The sequence below is a fragment of the Clostridium tyrobutyricum DSM 2637 = ATCC 25755 = JCM 11008 genome (assembly GCF_000359585.1).
Classification (GTDB): Bacteria; Bacillota; Clostridia; order Clostridiales; family Clostridiaceae; genus Clostridium_B; species Clostridium_B tyrobutyricum.
Genome location: NZ_APMH01000017.1, coordinates 37,815 through 57,524 on the forward strand (window position 1 = coordinate 37,815; position 19,710 = coordinate 57,524).

At 30.9% G+C, this 19,710-nt stretch carries 22 protein-coding genes; 20 read left to right on the forward strand and 2 right to left on the reverse strand.

Features of this window, described 5'->3' with window-relative positions; all coding sequences use genetic code 11:
* The first annotated feature begins 9 nt into the window (after nucleotides 1-9).
* Genes spoIIAA through sigF form a run of 3 tightly spaced genes read left to right on the forward strand, consistent with a single transcriptional unit; the run spans nucleotide 10 to nucleotide 1,554 of the window.
* A complete protein-coding gene (spoIIAA, locus tag J418_RS0108370; RefSeq protein WP_017752843.1) occupies nucleotides 10-345 on the forward strand; it encodes an anti-sigma F factor antagonist in 336 nt (111 codons plus the stop codon).
* 15 nt (nucleotides 346-360) lie between these two features.
* Complete coding sequence (spoIIAB, locus tag J418_RS0108375; protein ID WP_017752842.1) at nucleotides 361-789, forward strand: anti-sigma F factor; 429 nt, start codon at nucleotides 361-363, stop codon at nucleotides 787-789.
* A gap of 9 nt (nucleotides 790-798) precedes the next feature.
* Nucleotides 799-1,554, forward strand: coding sequence for an RNA polymerase sporulation sigma factor SigF (sigF, locus tag J418_RS0108380; RefSeq protein WP_017752841.1), 756 nt, complete (start codon nucleotides 799-801; stop codon nucleotides 1,552-1,554).
* A gap of 55 nt (nucleotides 1,555-1,609) precedes the next feature.
* Here the strand turns inward: sigF and J418_RS0108385 are convergent, their stop codons facing one another.
* Nucleotides 1,610-4,036, reverse strand: a complete 2,427-nt coding sequence (locus J418_RS0108385; RefSeq protein WP_017895357.1) for a transglycosylase domain-containing protein — start codon at nucleotides 4,034-4,036, stop codon at nucleotides 1,610-1,612.
* Between the two features lie 280 nt (nucleotides 4,037-4,316).
* Here J418_RS0108385 and rd point away from each other — a divergent pair, with 280 nt between their 5' ends.
* From rd to J418_RS0108415, 6 genes are all read left to right on the forward strand, one after another.
* Entirely contained in the window at nucleotides 4,317-4,478 is a 162-nt protein-coding gene (gene rd, locus J418_RS0108390) for a rubredoxin (protein ID WP_017752839.1), read from the forward strand.
* A gap of 226 nt (nucleotides 4,479-4,704) precedes the next feature.
* A complete protein-coding gene (locus tag J418_RS0108395; protein ID WP_017752838.1) occupies nucleotides 4,705-5,610 on the forward strand; it encodes a nucleotidyltransferase domain-containing protein in 906 nt (301 codons plus the stop codon).
* A gap of 17 nt (nucleotides 5,611-5,627) precedes the next feature.
* Nucleotides 5,628-7,058: a MocR-like pyridoxine biosynthesis transcription factor PdxR gene (gene pdxR / locus J418_RS0108400; protein WP_023625147.1), complete on the forward strand. Its 1,431-nt coding sequence runs from the start codon at nucleotides 5,628-5,630 to the stop codon at nucleotides 7,056-7,058.
* A gap of 4 nt (nucleotides 7,059-7,062) precedes the next feature.
* On the forward strand, nucleotides 7,063-7,740 hold the full coding sequence (locus J418_RS0108405; RefSeq protein ID WP_017895359.1) for a HEAT repeat domain-containing protein: 678 nt from the start codon (nucleotides 7,063-7,065) through the stop codon (nucleotides 7,738-7,740).
* 14 nt (nucleotides 7,741-7,754) lie between these two features.
* The gene (locus tag J418_RS0108410; protein WP_017752835.1) at nucleotides 7,755-8,414 is read left to right on the forward strand and encodes a YigZ family protein; all 660 of its coding nucleotides are present in this window, start codon (nucleotides 7,755-7,757) and stop codon (nucleotides 8,412-8,414) included.
* A 59-nt stretch (nucleotides 8,415-8,473) separates the two neighbouring features.
* Nucleotides 8,474-9,211, forward strand: coding sequence for a YebC/PmpR family DNA-binding transcriptional regulator (locus J418_RS0108415; protein WP_017752834.1), 738 nt, complete (start codon nucleotides 8,474-8,476; stop codon nucleotides 9,209-9,211).
* A gap of 120 nt (nucleotides 9,212-9,331) precedes the next feature.
* On the opposite strand, the gene mltG is transcribed toward J418_RS0108415, so the two are convergent.
* Nucleotides 9,332-10,141: an endolytic transglycosylase MltG gene (mltG, locus tag J418_RS0108420; RefSeq protein ID WP_017895360.1), complete on the reverse strand. Its 810-nt coding sequence runs from the start codon at nucleotides 10,139-10,141 to the stop codon at nucleotides 9,332-9,334.
* A 228-nt stretch (nucleotides 10,142-10,369) separates the two neighbouring features.
* Here mltG and J418_RS0108425 point away from each other — a divergent pair, with 228 nt between their 5' ends.
* The 11 genes from J418_RS0108425 (at nucleotide 10,370) to secF (ending at nucleotide 19,621) form a co-directional block, all read left to right on the forward strand.
* On the forward strand, nucleotides 10,370-10,942 hold the full coding sequence (locus J418_RS0108425; RefSeq protein ID WP_017752813.1) for a hypothetical protein: 573 nt from the start codon (nucleotides 10,370-10,372) through the stop codon (nucleotides 10,940-10,942).
* Between the two features lie 132 nt (nucleotides 10,943-11,074).
* Nucleotides 11,075-11,668, forward strand: coding sequence for a Holliday junction branch migration protein RuvA (gene ruvA / locus J418_RS0108430; protein ID WP_017752812.1), 594 nt, complete (start codon nucleotides 11,075-11,077; stop codon nucleotides 11,666-11,668).
* Nucleotides 11,669-11,683: 15 nt separating this feature from the next.
* Nucleotides 11,684-12,715, forward strand: a complete 1,032-nt coding sequence (gene ruvB / locus J418_RS0108435) for a Holliday junction branch migration DNA helicase RuvB (protein WP_017752811.1) — start codon at nucleotides 11,684-11,686, stop codon at nucleotides 12,713-12,715.
* 45 nt (nucleotides 12,716-12,760) lie between these two features.
* Nucleotides 12,761-13,786, forward strand: coding sequence for a tRNA preQ1(34) S-adenosylmethionine ribosyltransferase-isomerase QueA (gene queA / locus J418_RS0108440; protein WP_017752810.1), 1,026 nt, complete (start codon nucleotides 12,761-12,763; stop codon nucleotides 13,784-13,786).
* 12 nt (nucleotides 13,787-13,798) lie between these two features.
* Nucleotides 13,799-14,932 carry a tRNA guanosine(34) transglycosylase Tgt gene (tgt, locus tag J418_RS0108445; protein ID WP_017895361.1) on the forward strand — a complete coding sequence of 378 codons (1,134 nt, stop codon included), beginning with the start codon at nucleotides 13,799-13,801 and terminating at the stop codon, nucleotides 14,930-14,932.
* A gap of 15 nt (nucleotides 14,933-14,947) precedes the next feature.
* A complete protein-coding gene (yajC, locus tag J418_RS0108450) occupies nucleotides 14,948-15,247 on the forward strand; it encodes a preprotein translocase subunit YajC (protein ID WP_017752808.1) in 300 nt (99 codons plus the stop codon).
* A 61-nt stretch (nucleotides 15,248-15,308) separates the two neighbouring features.
* Nucleotides 15,309-15,674, forward strand: coding sequence for a TIGR04086 family membrane protein (locus J418_RS0108455; protein WP_017752807.1), 366 nt, complete (start codon nucleotides 15,309-15,311; stop codon nucleotides 15,672-15,674).
* Between the two features lie 107 nt (nucleotides 15,675-15,781).
* Nucleotides 15,782-15,919 carry a six-cysteine ranthipeptide SCIFF gene (gene scfA / locus J418_RS15570; protein WP_017752806.1) on the forward strand — a complete coding sequence of 46 codons (138 nt, stop codon included), beginning with the start codon at nucleotides 15,782-15,784 and terminating at the stop codon, nucleotides 15,917-15,919.
* An 84-nt stretch (nucleotides 15,920-16,003) separates the two neighbouring features.
* On the forward strand, nucleotides 16,004-17,368 hold the full coding sequence (scfB, locus tag J418_RS0108465) for a thioether cross-link-forming SCIFF peptide maturase (RefSeq protein ID WP_017752805.1): 1,365 nt from the start codon (nucleotides 16,004-16,006) through the stop codon (nucleotides 17,366-17,368).
* 68 nt (nucleotides 17,369-17,436) lie between these two features.
* Nucleotides 17,437-18,729, forward strand: a complete 1,293-nt coding sequence (secD, locus tag J418_RS0108470) for a protein translocase subunit SecD (RefSeq protein ID WP_017895362.1) — start codon at nucleotides 17,437-17,439, stop codon at nucleotides 18,727-18,729.
* A 1-nt stretch (nucleotide 18,730) separates the two neighbouring features.
* On the forward strand, nucleotides 18,731-19,621 hold the full coding sequence (gene secF / locus J418_RS0108475; protein WP_017895363.1) for a protein translocase subunit SecF: 891 nt from the start codon (nucleotides 18,731-18,733) through the stop codon (nucleotides 19,619-19,621).
* Nucleotides 19,622-19,710 lie beyond the last annotated feature (89 nt).

The following is a 19,710-nucleotide window of genomic DNA, read 5'->3' on the forward strand; positions in this document are numbered from 1 at the left end:
TTTTATGATATGAATTTAGAATTTGAAGTTAAAAATGATAAACTTATAGTTCATATGATCGGGGAACTAGACCATCATAGTGCTGAAGAAGTTAGAAATAAGATTGATGATAGACTTGAAAGAGATAACATAAAGAAACTTATAATGGATTTTTCTCATGTGAGTTTTATGGATAGTTCAGGCATAGGTGTTGTAATTGGAAGGTATAAAAAGCTCAGCTTAAAAAATGGAACTGTTTGTATTGCAAAAGTTATAGATTCGGTAAATAGAGTATTTCAGTTATCAGGTATGTTTAAAATAATAAAGGTGTATGACAGCGTTGAGCAGGCTATTGATAATATTTAATGGGGGGATAGAGACATGTATGATAACAGTATGAAAATAGAGTTTGTTAGCAAATCGCAGAATGAAAGCTTTGCAAGAGTAGCAGTAGCAGCTTTTGTATCACAATTAGATCCAACTATAGATGAATTAACTGATGTAAAGACTGCAGTTTCAGAAGCAGTTACAAACTCTATTATTCATGGTTATGAAAATGGAAAAGGTATTGTAAAAATTGAAGCTTATATAAAAGAAAGAGAACTTACTTTAATAATAGAAGATGAAGGTGCCGGCATAGAAGATGTAAATCTTGCTATGCAGCCCCTGTATACTTCCAGACCCGATTTAGAAAGATCAGGCATGGGATTTACAGTTATGGATACTTTTATGGATTCTCTTGAAATACAATCTGAAAAGAACAAGGGGACAAGAGTATTGATGAAAAAAGTTTTTAAATCATTAAGTTAGGTGAATAATATGAGTGAAGAAGCTGTAAAAATATCTAATTATGACTATAATGACAATTTAAAACTTATAAGAGCTGCTAAAAAAGGGGACAAAAATGCGCTGAATAAGTTAGTAGAAGTTAATTTTCCATTAGTTACTTCTATAAGCAAGAAATTTTTAAATAGAGGCTATGAATATGAGGACATATTCCAGATAGGGTGTATGGGTCTTATGAAAGCAATTAATAATTTTGATGAAACATATAATGTGAAATTTTCTACCTATGCGGTACCTATGATAATGGGCGAAATAAAGAGATTCCTGAGAGATGATGGAATGATAAAAGTGAGCAGAAGTGTAAAAAATACTGCTAAAAAACTCCATTATGATAAAGAGGCACTTACAAAAAAACTAAATAGGGAGCCTACTGTTGAAGAATTGGCTGAGTATTCTGGAATAAAGGTAGAAGATTTGATATTTGCATCGGAATCTGCAAATAATATGCAATATTTATATGATACTATACATCAGGATGATGGAGCACCAGTTCTCTTGATAGATAAGTTAAGTCAGAATCCAAATGAAGATGTTGAGATGGTAAATAGGATAGCTTTAAAAGAAACACTTAAAAGTTTGGATGTAAGGTCAAGACAAATAATAATGTTAAGATATTTTAAAGATAAAACTCAAGTACAGGTTGCCAAAATGCTTGGTATAAATCAAGTACAAGTATCAAGAATTGAAAAGAAAGTATTGAAAACTATGAAGGATATTTTGAATCAATAAATAAGTAGGTTTCGTAACATAAAAATATTTACGGAACCTACTTATTGTATTGACACTAATTACTTAAATTAGGTTGATTCTTAGAATTTGTGTCATTTGTTGTATCTGTATTATTGGTATTAGTGTTATTGGTATTATCAGTATTATCAACATTGTTATTGTTATTATTAGTGCTATTTGCATTTTTATTATTGGAGTTTTGGTTATTTAAATCAGCTGTATTGTCATTAGAATTTGGAGTATTCACATGTTTTCTTTTTGACTTAGTATTTTGCTGATTATTTGTTTTATAAGAATTTTTGTTATTGTCGTTATTTTTGTTATTGTTGTCAAATAATGAATCAGATATTGTATCTTGTTCTGTTGGTTCAGTACCATCTATAAATACTTCAGTATAGTATTTACTTTTTGATGGATTCAAAAAGTAAAGTGGAGATGGTAATTTACCTGTTTCAGAAGAAACCTGTTCAGTTACAACTCCAGAAGGCATAGTTATTTCTTTATAAGGTAATCCTTCATGAAAAGCTGTCATTATAGATGCCCAAATTGCAGCTGAAGAGTTACTGTTTAAACCTGATATTCGTGAATTATCATCATTTCCTATCCAAACTGAAGCGGAGTAGTAGGGAGTTAACCCTGAAAACCATAAATTCTTGTCATCACTTGAAGTACCTGTCTTACCCCTAGCCATATCACTAAAGTTGGCTGTAGAACCTGTTCCTTCCGAACTTACAGGAGATTTTAAAAGATCATACATTACATATGCAGCATTTGCTGATAATACCTTTCTAGTACTTACTTTTGATTCCAAAATTACTTTTCCAGATCTGTCTGTAACTTTTGTATAAAGTCTAGGTGAAGTATATATGCCATTATTACCAAATACTCCATAGGCAGCAGCCATTTGCAGTGTATCTGTACCATGGTACATTTCTCCTAGGGAAAGTGCAGCCATACTTGATTTATCAGTAGCATCCAAATTTAATCCGAATTTTTCGGCATAAGAAGCACCTGTTTCAAGGCCTATCTTATCTTCTACTTTGGCAGCTATAGCATTTGACGATTTCATAATTGCGGTTCGCAATGTCATATTTGTATATGAAAAGGTACCCTCATTTGTTGGAGTATAAGCGCTGCCATTTGTTCCATATTTTCTAGCTATATCATCTGACCATGGTGAGTCTTCAAGTACAGTTGCGGCAGTATATTTTTTAGATTCTATAGCAGGACTATATACAGTTAAAGGTTTTATTCCCGAACCAGGTGGCCTTAAATAACTTTGAGATGCAGCTCTATTATATGACATAGCGGGCTGAGTACCTCTACCTCCAACTAGGGCCTTTACCTCTCCGGTATGGTAGTCTATAACTACAGCTGAAGCCTGAGGTTGTATTATTTCATTTTTATCTTTTGCAGAATTATTTTGTAATATAGTAGAATTATTCAATATACTTTCAGTTTGCTTTTGAAGGCTTTTGTCCATAGTAGTATATATTTTCAATCCTCCATAAGTTATCATTTGATTAACCTGGGAATCACTGTAATTGTACTTTGTCTTTAAATCATTTTTTACCTGCTGCATTGCAGGCATGGAAAACCATTCATGTTCTAATCGGTTGTCCTGGGGAGAGTACGGTTTTATATGTAAATTTCCCTTATTTATATTATTTATAGCTTCCACATATTGTTGTTCGCTTATGTAGTTATTTTCATACATCTTCTTCAATACACTTTTTGTTCTGTTTAAATATATGGATGGATTTTTTTTAGAAGCACTGGAATAAGGATAATATACAGATGGACTTTGAGGTATACCTGCAATGAAGGCACATTCAATTAAATTTAATGAACTGGCCGACTTTCCAAAGTATTGTTGTGAAGCGGATTCAACACCGAAAGCTCTTCCACCTAAAAAAATTGTATTCATATATCCTTCAAGAATTTGATCTTTAGTTAAAAGTTTTTCGAGCTTTATGGAAAGATATATTTCTTGTAGTTTTCTTGTAATAGTTACTTGCGGTGACAGATATATACCTCTTACCAACTGCTGAGTTATAGTAGATGCTCCCTGCAGTCCAGATTGTCTTTTTATTTTATTTCCAATATCTATTAGAACTACTCCTGCTATTCTTTTTATATCTATACCTTTATGCTTATAAAATCGTTCATCTTCAATACTTATAAAAGCATGTTTCAAATTGTCAGGTATATTATTAAAAGAAAGAACAGTTCTTTGCTCGGTACTCGTCACTGTATCTGCCATATTTCCTTTATCATCATATAAAACTGAAGGCTCATTTAAATTTAATACACGATTTACATCTAGAGCAGGTGCACTTTTTATGATGGCTGCTCCGACTCCAATACATATTACAACTACTGATAAAAATATGCAGATTAAAATGGTAAATGAGAGTTTTAAAGTTTTCTTCTGAGTTTTCTTTGGAGTTTTTTTCCGAGACTTTTTTTGGCTCTTTCCCATAATTATCCTCCTTATTAAAATTGTCCATTTTATTATAAAATTACATTATTAATATTAGCAATGTTTCTAATATTTTTCAATGTTTTTAATAATACTATAGGTAGTCAGTAATATTGAAATTAAATGCTGACAAAATCTATTGTATTATATAACAGATCCATATAATTTATAATTATCAAATACATGGTTAATACATAGATATATTGACTTATATGACTAAATGTGACATACTGATAATACAAAAATTTATTATTACATTTTATGATTGGAGGAATTCAGAATGGATAAATATGTTTGTAGTGCCTGTGGATATGTATATGATCCAGAAAAAGGGGATCCAGATAATGGAGTGAATCCCGGAACAGCATTTGAGAATTTACCAGATGATTGGGTATGTCCACTTTGCGGAGTTTCGAAGGATGAATTTGAAAAAGAGAGTTAAAATATAGAAGTAAAAAAGAGGAATGAGCAAATTAAATTGCTTTTTCCTCTTTTAATTTTTAAATTATAATTCAGCTAAAAATTGAATGAAATAATTTATAATATAAATTCACTATTGTATTTATATTATAATAATTATATAATATATAAAAATTCTGTTAATATTCAATTCAGCAAAATAACCGATTGAATTGCTTATAACCTATGATAAGGGAGGTTGTAATATAGTGGAAAAGACAATATTACAATATCAAAAAGCATTTAATAGTGCAATTGCTAGATTTAAGAAAAATAAATCCATATTGGCTGTTATGGTTTTTGGAAGTATGATTACAGGGGATTTATGGGATGAGTCAGATGTAGATCTATTTGTAATATATGACAATAATGCTTCAAGTTTAATAAATATATATACGGAAGAAATAGGTATTCCAATTCATATTAAATTTATGAGTAAGGGTAATTTCATGCAAATTAATGATGAAAATTTAAGAGGAGGTTTTATACATAGAATAATATCATCTTCTCGTCTGGTGTTTTCCAAGGATATGGAAATAAGTTCTAGATACGATATAATTAGATATTATCCAGATATAGATAGAGAAAGATGGAATATGGTTTATGTGGGAAATCTGATTAAAGACATATCTATATGTAAAAAATATTTACAAAATGATGGTATTTATACTGCATACATTGAGGCAATTAAGTCAATAGAGGAATTTTCTAAGTTGTATGTCAACTCTGCAGGATATATGATCAGCAAGGATGCCGTCAGTGTTGCTGTGAATTTAAATGATAAATTGAAACAATATGTTAAAAACCTATTATTCTGCAGTAAGGACGAAAAAGATATAGAGATATCTATAAGAAATTTAATTGAGTACTTTGATGAAAACATAAATTCAAATATATCAAAATTTGTAAATGTACTAATAAGTTATATTAAGAAAAAAGATGATTTCTTGAGTTCAGAACAAATAAAAAAAGATGAATTATTCAAGGAATATGATATATGTATGGAAGAAATACTAGACAAACTTTGGAAGAAGAATATAATAAAAAAACAAATGAGAGATTATAAATTGGAAGATGGCAGCATACTATCTAAAGAAAATGTGTATTTTGTTTAGATTAATACACAAAACAAATGGATGTGATTGAATCGAATAAATATTTTTTGAAATTTGATCGTCAAGGAATAATTAAATATAAGGCTATAGCAAAGCATATAAAAAAGCTAATTGACTCGAATATTGTAAAAGATGGAGAGAAATTACCTTCTATAAGAAAATTATCTGAATATTTAAATGTAAATAGTATAACTATTGTAAATACATATAAAAAGCTTGAAAGTGAAGGATATGCTTTTCAAAAGATGGGCAGCGGAACATATGCCAAGAGAAAAGATATAAATAAAAATTTTCGAAGAGAGTACTCAAAAGTACTAAAAAAGATATCTAATAACGGTTATACAGAGTATATGGATTTTACAGGAGAAACTCCAAATGGAGATTTTTTTCCTGTAAAGTCTTTTAAAAATGTAATAGATGAAGTCCTTGACAGAGATGGTGCCAAGGCTCTTATTTGTCAGGAAGTTTTAGGATATGAAGGACTTAGAGACAGTATAAGTCATATTTTTTGGAATAATAAAATTAATAGTGAGGATATATTAATAGTTTCAGGAGCACAACAGGGAATAGATATAGTATCCAAAGCTATAGTTAATACAAATGATGGTGTGATTTTGGAAAAACCAACTTATAGTGGAGCATTATCCGTATTTAAATGGAGGAGAGCTGCGATATTTGAAGTACCTGTGGATAAAGATGGTTTGAATATTAATAAGTTTGAAAAAATATTAAGAAAAAATACTATAAAGTGTTTTTATACGATGAGTTATTTCCAAAATCCAACAGGTATGAGTTATAGCTATGAAAAGAAAATACAGATACTTAATTTAGCACAAATATATGATTTTTATATTATAGAAGATGATTATTTATCAGAACTTATTTATGATGACAGAATAAAATATAATAGTTTTAAAAGTTTAGATACTAATGATAGAGTAATATATATAAAGAGTTTTTCAAAAATATTTTTGCCTGGAATAAGGATTGGTTATTTAGTACCTCCTAAGAGATTTAAAGAGGGCATACAAAACTGTAAAATAAACACTGACATATCTACTTCAAGTATTATGCAGAGGGCACTTGATCTATATATTAGAAAGGGATTTTGGAGAAACTATATAGATAAGTTGAATAGTGTCTATTCACATAGATATGATTATACAAAGTACTGTCTTATAAAATATTTGAAAGATAAAGCAGTATTTAATGACCCCGGAGGAGGACTACATTTTTATTTGAGAATACTAGATGAAATCTCTATAAATACAATTCAGCTTTTTAATGAAGCTAAAAGTAGAAAAATACTAATAACTCCTGGAACTTTATTTTATAAGAACCCATTAGATGGACAAAAATATTTCAGGTTGAGTTTTTCCCAGGTAAAAGATGAAGATATAAAAACAGGGATTAATATTATATCAGATATTATGAACCAAAAGAGGTAATGTTATGGGATTAAATGGAATGTTGAAAGTAGATTGGAATGATATAGATTCTTATACTACTGAAGAGATAAGTTATTTTTTGTCTCTGGAAGGCAAAAGCATAGATTCTATAAGTAAAATAAGAAATTTAGATAGAAAGACAATTGAAAAGCATATAATAAGTGGTAAAATAAAATATGGGATTTTGGCTAAAAGTGGCAGCGAAAAACAACTGTTTTATGAAATATGTACATCTGGAAAATTTGATAAAATAAATGTACTTAAAAATTTAGACAAGTTTAATGAAAAAAAATTAGTTGAATTTATAAAGTTGAATTATATAAACATGCGAACCAAAGATAAAGAAACTGCACTTTGGATACTAGGAGAAATAGGGGATATGGAGGTCTTTGATGTTCTAGTAAAGGGAGTAGTCCATAAACACGTAAATGTTAGAAGAATGGCAGTTTCTGCTATTGGAAAATTAGGTGACAAATTAGGAAATAAGTTAGGAGAAAATGCACTTATAAGAGCGTTAGATGATACAAACCCCCAAGTTATAATGTATGCTATAAAGGCTTTGATTAAAATAAAAAGTGAAAAAGCAGTGAAAAAAATAGAATGTATAAAAAATAATACAGATAAGGAATATTTGAAGATATGCTCAGAACAATATTTAAATATTATTAAACAAAATATTTAAAAGAGGTGAAAAGTTTGGGTTATTTTACAGTGAAGGATGAGTCTCGATATGAATTTGAAGAAAAAAAATCCATATTTATAGGTCGTGTAAAGAGAATTTATTCTGAAGATGAAGCCAAAAAATTTATAAATAAAATAAAAGGCGGTGAAAAAGAAGCTAGGCATAATGTATATGCCTATGCTATAGGAGAGAATATGAATATACAAAGATATAGTGATGATGGTGAACCGCAAGGTACAGCAGGATTACCTATCCTTGGAATAATCAAAAAAAATAAAATAACAGATGTTATAGTAGTAGTTACAAGATATTTTGGAGGAATTCTATTAGGAAAAGGAGGTCTTCTAAGAGCTTATTCCAAATCTGCGTCCAAGGCTATAGAAGATAGCGGTATAATAGAAAAAATTAAAGGTGTAGAGCTTGATATAATAGTAAACTATGAAGACTTGGACAAGATTAAGCATGGTTTTGAAAAGGAATTGTGGCATATAGAAAATATAGATTATTCAGATAAAGTTAAAATTTTAATGTACTGTCCATTGGAATGTAATGATAAAGTCATAAATAAGACTATAGATATAACTAGGGGAAAATGTCAGGTGATAGTTGGAGATGAAGAAGACTATTTTAAAATGGAAAATAGATTGTATAGGGAAGAAGATTTGTGTGAATAAACGTTTATATGATATAATATTTAAGATTTTATATAAATGGTATTTGGGAGGGAATAAATATGTCAGGACATTCAAAATGGCATAATATACAAGCTAAAAAAGGTAAAATAGATGCCCAAAGGGGAAAGATATTTACCAAAATAGGTAAAGAAATTGCAATTGCAGCAAAAGATGGTTCAAATCCGGATACAAATTCAAAACTTAGGGATGTTATTGCAAAGGCAAAATCCAACAATATGCCTCAAGATACAATAAATAGAGCAATAAAAAAAGGTTCTGGCGAAATGGAAGGACTAAATTATGAAGAAGTTACATATGAAGGTTATGGACCAAGTGGTGTAGCCATAATAGTTAAAGCTCTTACTGATAATAAAAATAGAACTGCAGGAAATGTTAGAACTGCATTTACAAGAAGTGGTGGCAACTTAGGAGCTAACGGATGTGTAGGCTATATGTTTCATACTAAAGGTCAGATAATAATAGAAAAAACAGATGATATGGACGAAGATGACATGATGATGAAAGCTTTGGATGTGGGTGCAGAAGATTTTGAGGCTCAGGATGAAGTATTTGAAATAACTACTACCATAGAAGATTTTGGAGATGTGAGAGATTCACTTGAATCACAGGGATTTAAATTTATATCAGCTGATATTATTATGATACCAGATACTCTGACAGCTGTTGATATGGAAACTGCTGAGAAGGTTCAAAAACTTATAGATAAACTTGAAGATGATGATGATGTTCAAAATGTCTATCACAATGCGGATTTCCCTGATGAATTTGATGATTAAAACATTAAAAACCAGTCCACATAATGCATTGTGTGGACTGGTTTTTATTTTACTTAGGGGGGAATGGGTGGGAATATAGATAGATTTGGTTTTTGCATAAATTATCTATATTCTCTTTACTTACTTATTATTATATGTTGATATGTTTTTAAGATGATTTGAATATGTTTCAGAAAATATATGTTCATTTGTTCTATTATCCAACACATAATAAAGATATTTTGTATTTGCAGGATGAACAGCTGCAGATATTGACTTAGTGCCTGGATTACATATCGCTGATGGTGGTAATCCAGTGTTCAAATAGGTATTATATGGAGATTTTACTTTTAAATCTTTGTTATATAATTTATCCTTATGTCCAATTATATATAAAATAGTTGCATCTATCTGAAGAGGCATGTTTTTGTTTAATCTATTATAAATAACACTTGATATTTTGGGCCTGTCTACATCTTTTTTTGCTTCTTTCTCTATTAAAGAGGCTATTATTACAACATCTTTTGTATTGAGATTGTTTTTAGTTATATACTCTTTATAAGGCTGTATGTGGATTGCAAATGCATTGAGCATTTCAACTACAATTTCCCTGCTGGACATCTTCTTATTAAAGGAATATGTAGCAGGATACAAGAAACCATCCAATTTATGTTTGTTATTTGGAATACTTTTTAAAAACCAATAATTAGTATCTTTATCACTTTCCCAATTTTCAACTGCATCCATAAAGTCATATTTTGTAACCAATCCTGATTTTTCTAGCGCTTGGCCTATTTGTTCAGTTGTGTATCCTTCGGGTATTGTTACTTTTACTATATTTGTATTGTTTCTAAAATGTCTGCTTATATAAGGAATATTCCTCAGACAAAATACTCCATATATGGCCAAAATAAAAACAATAGCTACGAATATAAATTTTTTTGATTTCATAATTACAAAGTTCATATATAGCGTAACTAATTAAGCTAAGAACTAATTTCAACTCCTTCTGTATTTATATATTTAATCTTATATTAGTATAACATATCTGCAAATATCATTATTAAAATTTAGTAATAATTTAAAAATATAAGAAATTGCTGATTTTAATGTAAAAGTAAATAATATATGTATAATATTAGCACATCATGTCCATAATAATCAGTAAGGAGGGATATTATGGATATAAGAAAATTTCGTACAGCATCATTAGTTGTTTTAACCATTTTAGTATTTGGTATAAGTTATTATATATGTGTAAATAAAATACAGGATTATGATAGTACAAAAAATTATAATTTTGTAAAGACAAATTCAAATGTAGACAATATAATGTCTAAAAATGGAAATATAATATTGAAAATAAAATATGCTAAAAGTGGGGCAGTTCAAATTCAAGAAGAAAAATCAGCAGGTAATCTGGCGGGAAAAACTAAAAGTCAGATAGAAAATATTTATAAAGGCAGGGGCTATAAGATGTATAGCTTTAATCCACTTGAAGCAGTTATGATTAAAGAAGTGGATAAGTATGAACCAAATAAATATGTAGTTGGCATAAAAGATGGAGCAGTAGCAATATATAAAACAGATGCGGATGGCAGCATGTTTATAGAAGATTCATCAAGGGATATAACGGATATAAAAATAAATAGATTGAAACCCAAGGATATAGAAATGCTGACCAAAGGAGATAAATATTTTCAATGTGACACCCTGAATGATGCTGAAGCACGCCTTGAAGACTATGAATAATAGCCTTTGAGGCTTTTTGACGTTAGTTGTATTTAATTACTTGAATAAACGTTTTTAAAATGATAAAGTATTATGTGTTACAATTATTTCTTTAATTTTTGGAAAGTATTATTATTTTTGGAGGAAGTTTCAGTGTATGAGTATATAAAAGGAATTTATGCAGGTATGAATAAAGACTACATAATAGTGGAAAACAACGATATTGGATATAGAATAAATACATCTGGAAGTACCATTGCTAATATTCCTAAAATTGGAGATCACATATTGGTCTATGTAACTCAAATAGTAAGAGAAGATTTTATTGGATTATATGGATTTTTAACTAGAGAAGAACTGTTTATGTTCAATTTGTTGCTTGGAGTAAATGGTATAGGAGCGAAAGCTGCATTGTCACTGTTGTCTATAACTAATGTAAACAACTTAAAATATGCTATAATAACTAAAGATGAAAATACAATAATCAGAGCTCCCGGCATAGGTAAAAAAACTGCCCAAAGAGTTATATTGGAGCTAAAGGATAAAATAGACTGCAAGGAAATAGATCAACTTAATGGTAATGAAGATGAGTTGAATGCAAATAATGAAAACTTATCTGAAGCACTAGAGGCGCTCATTTCTCTTGGGTATTCTCAAAAAGAAGCATCAAAGGCATTGGATTCAATAAAAATTGGTGATTCTGTTGAAGTTATTATTAAAGATGCACTTAAATTTTTAATGGGTTAGGTTAGGTGAGTAAATATGGAAGATAGAATTGTAACTCCTTCTGTTTTAGACGGGGAAGGAGAAAACGAGTATAGTTTAAGACCTAAAAAACTCAATGAATATATAGGACAGGAAAATGTAAAAAACAAGCTTAAGATATTTATACAAGCTGCGAAAAATAGAAATGAAGCATTGGATCATGTGCTGTTTTATGGTCCGCCAGGTCTTGGAAAAACTACTCTTGCAAATATAATAGCCCGTGAAATGGGTGGAAATTTGAAGGTTACATCAGGACCTGCTATAGAAAAAGCAGGTGATTTGGCTGCAATACTTACAAATTTAAATAATATGGATGTACTTTTTATAGATGAAATACACAGGTTGAATAGAAGTGTAGAAGAAATATTGTATCCAGCCATGGAGGATTATGCACTTGACATAGTAATAGGTAAAGGTGCTTCAGCAAAATCCATAAGACTGGATTTGCCGAACTTTACACTCATAGGTGCAACTACGAGAATTGGACTTTTAACAGCACCGCTTAGGGATAGGTTCGGAATGTTATGTCCTATGGAATTCTACAGTGAAGACGAACTCAGTGAAATTATATTGAGATCTGCAGATATACTCAATATAAAAATTGATGCTCAGGCTGCAAAAGAGATAGGAAGAAGATCGCGCGGCACTCCAAGAATTGCCAATAGAATATTAAAAAGAGTAAGGGATTATTCGGAAGTTAAGGGTAATGGAATCATAGATATGGAAAGCAGCAAAGCTGCACTTAAACTCCTTGAAGTTGACAATGAAGGATTTGATAGTATAGACAATAAAATACTTAAGGCTATAATTGATAATTTTAATGGAGGTCCTGTTGGATTGGAAACCCTGGCTTATTTTATAGGAGAGGAACTGGATACAATACAAGATGTATATGAGCCCTATTTAATCCAAAAAGGTTTTATAATAAGAACTCCAAGAGGAAGAATGGCATCAGATAGTGCATATAGACATTTTAATAGAACCAGATCAGACAAAAAATCAAGACAATCAACTTTATTTGATAAATAGAGTTGTAATTGTGTAATTTGAATCGTACGAAATGGAGTGAATAAATTGCGAATAACAGATTTTGATTTTTATCTACCAAAGGAACTTATTGCACAGCATCCTTTAAAACAGAGGGATGAGGCAAGACTTATGGTACTTGATAAAAATAGCGGCAATGTTGAACATAAGGTATTTAGGGATATAATAGATTATTTGAATCAAGGAGATTGTCTTGTCTTAAATGATACAAGAGTACTTCCTGCAAGGTTAATAGGCAGCAAAGAGGGAACAGGGGGTAAGATGGAAATCCTGTTACTTAAGAGAACAGAGGATGATACATGGGAAACTTTAGTTAAACCTGGTAAAAGAGCTAGAGTAGGAAGTCGGTTTAACTTTGGAAATGGCGAATTGAAGGCTGAAATACTCGAAGAAAAGGAAGATGGAAACAGGATGGTAAAATTTGAATATGCCGGTATATTTGAGGAAGTACTGGACAGACTTGGACAAATGCCTCTTCCACCATACATAAAGGAAAAACTGGAAGATAAGGAAATGTATCAGACAGTATATTCAAAGGAAGAAGGATCTGCGGCAGCTCCTACAGCAGGACTTCATTTTACAAAAGAACTTTTGAGCAAAATAGCTGAAAAGGGAGTAGAGATTGCATTTTTGACATTGCATGTAGGTCTTGGTACATTTAGGCCGGTTAAAGTTGAGAATATTGAAGATCATGACATGCATTCTGAATACTACCGTATGACTAAAGATACTTCAGATAAGATAAATAAAGCTAAAGAGACAGGACATAAAATAGTAGCGGTAGGTACAACATCCTGTAGGACTCTAGAGACTATAGGAGACGAAGATGGAAGAGTAAGAGAACAATCGGGATGGACAGATATATTTATTTACCCTGGTTACAAATACAAAGTGGTGGATAATCTTATAACCAATTTTCACCTGCCTGAATCAACATTAATAATGCTTGTAAGTGCACTTTGTGGAAGAGAAAATATACTGAATGCTTACAAAATTGCAGTAGATGAGGAATACAGGTTTTTTAGCTTTGGAGATGCCATGTTCATAAAATAGGGGGAATAATCAATGTATAAGCTTCTTAAAAAACAAGGAAATGCAAGACGTGGACAGTTGACAACAGTACACGGAGTAGTTCAAACACCTGTATTTATGAATGTAGGCACATTGGCAGCTATAAAAGGTGCTGTTTCAAGTGTTGACTTGAGAAATATTGGATGCCAGGTGGAATTGTCAAATACATATCATTTAAGTTTAAGACCAGGAGACGAGGTTATTAGAAAACTTGGAGGTCTTCATAAATTTATGAATTGGGATAGACCTATTTTAACGGATTCAGGTGGATTTCAGGTGTTTTCCCTGGCAAAGATAAGAAAAATAAAGGAAGAAGGAGTCTATTTTAGTTCTCATATTGATGGAAGAAAAATATTTATGGGACCTGAAGAGAGTATGAGAATTCAAAGCAATCTTGCATCAACTATAGCTATGGCATTTGATGAATGCATTGAAAATCCTTCACCTAGAGAATATGTCCAAAAATCTGTAGAGAGAACTACAAGATGGCTTGAAAGATGTAAAGCAGAAATGAATAGATTGAATTCAATGCCTGATACTATAAATAGAAAACAGATGCTATTTGGAATAAATCAAGGCGGTACATATGATGATATAAGAATAGAACATGCCAAGGCGATCAGTGACTTGAACCTGGATGGTTATGCCATTGGAGGGTTGGCTGTTGGTGAAACTAGTGAAGAAATGTATAGGATAATAGAAAAAGTTGTACCACATTTACCTCAAGATAAGCCTATATATTTAATGGGAGTTGGAACTCCTACAAATATACTTGAAGCAGTAGAAAGAGGGGTAGATTTTTTTGATTGTGTACTTCCTGCAAGAAATGGGAGGCATTCTCATGTGTTTACAGACCATGGACAATTGAATCTCTTAAATGCAAAGTATGAATTGGATGATAGTCCAATTGACTATAATTGCAGTTGCCCGGTTTGCAAAAATTACAGCAGAGCTTATATAAGACATTTATTTAAAGCAAAGGAAATGCTAGCTATGAGACTTTGTGTCATGCATAATTTATATTTTTATAATAATTTGATGAGTGAAATAAGAGATGCTATTGATGGAAATTACTTTCCAAAATATAAAGAACAAAAAATCCAACAATGGAATGAAAGTAAAAAATAACAAGGAGGTATAAATATGAAGAATTTAGGAACATTTGCACCATTCCTTATTGTCATTATAGTGTGTTATCTATTTATGTTTCTTCCTGAAAGCAAGAGAAGAAAAAAATATAGCAGCATGCTTGGTGAACTTAAGGTAAACGATGAAATTATAACAAAGGGAGGAATAATAGGAAAAGTTACCAACATACAGGATAAAGAAATTACACTTCAGACAGGACCGGACAGAGTAAAAATAAAGCTCAGTAAAAGTGGTATATTGAATGTTTTGTCAAGTAGAAGCACTTCAGAAGTGTCTAAAAGCGAAGATAAATAAATTATAAGTAATAAAGCATCTTTCATCTACATAAATACTATTAGATGGGGGGTGTTTTAATTTGGAAAAATATAATTATATTCCTGCTGCCGAAGGTGTACTTAGAAGTTTTATAATTACAGTGTTGATGCTTTTGATGTTTGCTGTAGTAATGACATTTGTTGAAGTAAATGAATTTGTGAATTCTATTTTTTATGTTGTAACAACTATCCTGAGCATAATGTATGGTGCAATATATGCTTCAAGAAAAATAAAGAGAAAAGGTTGGCTTGTAGGAATTATAGTTGCGATTTTGTATATAATCATACTATACATAGTCTCTATAATTTCAGGAAATTCTTCTGTAATTGGTTCTGAAGGTATTAAAAGATTGATACTTGCACTTCTTGTAGGTGGAATGTCAGGCATAATTGGGGTTAATCTTTAGTTGGTTAATTCTTTGTAAATATAGGTTGTATCTAAGTTTACAAACTTTATTTTAAGAATAATTTATGTTATAATCAAACAGAAACCTTTAAGAATGGGGGAAATTAAATGAAGCATATAAGAACTATAAACAATTCTAACATAAAAGATAGTTTAAAAAAACCAGGTTGTAAAGAATGTGCTAATTCTTGTCAGTCAGCATGTAAGACTTCATGTACAGTTGCTAACTTAGCTTGTGAAAATTAGTATAAACTTAAGGCAGTAACATAGAGTTACTGCCTTAAGTTTATACTCACATGAAAATACAAAAAATAGTAGGAGGAAGAAGATTTGAACAATATTCATAAATTTATTCAGGGTGATGATTATTATGTAATAGATGTCAACTCTGGAACGGTTCATGTAATAGATGAACTTGTATATGATATTTTAGATGATGATAGATTAAAAACTTTGGATCAAATTGGTAAATGCCTTGGAGATAAATACAGAAAAGAAGATATTTTAGAGGCCTATTCAGAAGTTAAACAATTAGTTAAAAATGGAACACTATATTCTGAAGATATATACAAGAATGCGGCATTAAGAAATGACAGTACTCCATCATTTATAAAAGCACTTTGCTTAAATATTGCACATGATTGTAATTTACGATGTAAATATTGTTTTGCAGATGAAGGTGAGTACAAAGGTAAAAGAAAATTGATGTCTGCTGAAATTGGAAAAAAAGCAATAGATTTTGTTATAGAAAAGTCTGGACCTAGAAAAAATATAGAAATCGATCTATTTGGTGGAGAACCACTTATGGCATTTGATACTATAGTAGAAATAGTAGAATATGCAAAGACTCAGGAAAAAATACATAACAAAAATATAAGGTTTACCATGACTACGAATGCTACATTATTAAATGATAAAATCATGGATTACCTGGATAAAAATATGGGAAATATAGTACTAAGTATTGACGGCAGAAAAAAAGTAAATGATAATGTCAGGGTGAGAGTAGATGGAAGTGGATCCTTTGATTCTATACTTCCAAAAATAAAAAAGATGGTGGAAATGCGTGACAAATCCAAGCAATATTATGCTAGAGGAACATTTACAAGAGAAAATATAGATTTTTTCGAAGATATAAAATTTTTGGCAGATCAAGGGTTTGATGAAATATCAGTTGAACCAGTAGTGCTTCCTGAGGATAACCCTCTTTCTATAAGGGAAGAAGACCTTGATACTATATTTAAACAATATGATAGATTATATGAGGAAATGATCCATAGAAAAAGAGATGGAAAAACGTTTAAATTCTACCATTTTAACATAGATTTACAGGGGGGGCCCTGTGTCTACAAGAGAATATCAGGATGCGGTGCAGGGCATGAGTATGTGGCAATAACTCCAGATGGTGACATATATCCGTGTCATCAATTTGTAGGAAATGAGAATTTTAAAATGGGTAATTTGAGTAATTTTGAAAATTTGAGACAGGACATAAGTCAAAAATTCAAAACTGCACATATATACAATAAGCCTGAATGTACAAATTGCTGGGCTAGATTTTACTGCAGCGGAGGTTGTCAGGCAAATAACTATAATTTCAATGGAGATATGAATAAACCTTATTCATTGGGATGTAAAATGCAGAAAAAGAGAATTGAATGTGCAATTGCACTTAAAGTTAAAACTATGAATTGAATAAAAGTGATATAATTTTATTGTATTATCTATAAAAAAGTACAAATTAGTAAAAAAGGAGCATAAACATGAGATCTGGAAGAAAAAGTAGTACGAGAGTGAGAAGTACTATAATTTTATTAGTATGTCTTGCTATTATAGGTTTTCTAGCTTATTCTGGAGTGTATGGAATTAGATTTGCCGGATATCAGGTAAAACCATTCACTCAGGTTATAAACAGGGGACTTGATCTGCAGGGTGGTATTTCCGTATTAGAGGAAATCCAATCTAAAAATGTGGATCAGAAGACGGTAAATAGAACAGTAGATCTCCTGGCTATGAGAGTTAATAAACTAGGAGTAAGTGAAACTGTAGTAACAAAAGAAGGAAACAATAGAATAAGGATTGAAATACCTGGAAAATTTGACGCAAAAGAAGTTGTAGATGGTGTGGCAAAAACAGGACAGCTCAAATTTGTAGGACCAGATAATAGCACTATACTTACAGGTAGGGATGTAAAAGATGCTAGTGCATATCTAGATACCAACAACGACCAACAACCTACCATAAGCCTGGAATTAAACTCAAGTGGAACTAAAAAATTTGCAGATGCCACACAGAAATTTATGGGACAGAAGATTGCAATATATTTAGATGATCAGAAGCTTACGGATCCAACAGTAAATGCTCATATAACCGATGGAAAGGCAATAATAAGTGGAAGCCAGACTCTTGAGGAAGCACAGAAACAAGCAAATTTAATAAAGTCAGGAGCTCTGCCAGTTTCAATAAAGCCAGTACAGGTTACAACTATTGGAGCATCTCTTGGTGCCAATGCTTTACCTCTGAGCATACTTGCCGGTAAAATTGGCATAGGGCTTGTAATGATATTTATGGTTTTGTATTACAGATTGCCGGGACTTATTGCAGATATAGCACTGACATTATATATATACATAGTACTGGCAGCATTTGCAAATGTAAATGTAACTTTGACACTTTCAGGAATAGCTGCCTTCTTGCTTACAGTAGGTATGGCTGTTGATGCAAATATACTTATATTTGAAAGGACCAAGGAGGAACTGAAAAGCGGGCGGCCTATTAAAGCAGCTATAAATATAGGGTTTAAGAGAGCAATGAGTTCAATTTTTGATTCAAATATAACTTCAATTATTTCAGGAATTGTACTTTATAGCGTAGGTACAGGTGCTGTTAAAGGATTTGCACTTACTCTTATAATAGGAGTAGTTCTAAGTATGTTTACTGCTATAACAGTCACAAGGACTCTGATGAAGCTGGTGGCAGATATAGGATTGTTCAGTCACAAAGCTACAATTGGAACTTTTGGTGTCCATGACTTTAGAAAGGGGATATCAAAATAGCATGAATAAAATATATAGAATTGTAGAAAAAAGAAAAATATGGTATGCAATATCAATTATAGTAATTGCAATAGGTATTTTTACAATGGCAACTAAAGGACTAGAGTTTGGATTGGATTTTAAAGGTGGAACTGTAATTGAAATAAATCTTGGCCAAAATTTTAATAAACCGGATGTGGATAAAGTAATTAAAAAGTATTCCAATGATTTTCAATCCAATAAAGTGGAAAAAACCCATATATCCATAAAGAGTGCCAATTTAAGCAATGACGATGTAAGCGGAATTGTAAAAGATATAAAAGCTAAATATAGTAAGAGCAATATTACAAATCAGGAAAGTATAGGTGCATCTATAGGGCAAGAAGCTAGAATTAATGCAATTAAGGCAATAGTTATAGCAATTGTAGCTATGTTCATATATATAGCTATAAGGTTTGAATTTAGTTTTGGCATGGCTGCAATTATTGGGCTTATCCATAATATACTTATAATGCTTTCGATATATGCAATACTTCGTGTCTCAATTGATTCTAGTTTTATAGCAGCTGCACTTACGGTTATCGGATATTCCGTCCATGATACTATAGTAGTTTTTGATAGGATAAGAGAAAATCAAAAATATATGAGACGGGAAGAATCAGGAGTAATAGCTGATGCCAGTTTGACTCAAACTATGGCCAGATCTATAAATACAGTGCTTACAGTTGTTATAACCTTGGTTTCAGTTTATATATTGGTTCCTTCTGTAAGGAATTTTTCAGAGCCTATATTGATAGGTATTATATCAGGATGCTATTCTTCTATATGTATAGCTAGTCCAACTTGGGTGCTTATAAAAAATCGTATGAAGAAAAGAAAAAAGTTGAAAATTTCATCCGATACAGAAAATTAGATATTAAAATTATCCTCTGAATATGTTAGAATAAAAAATCTAGAGTATATTGAAACTCTAGATTTTTTATTGTATAAAACCTACTTAAA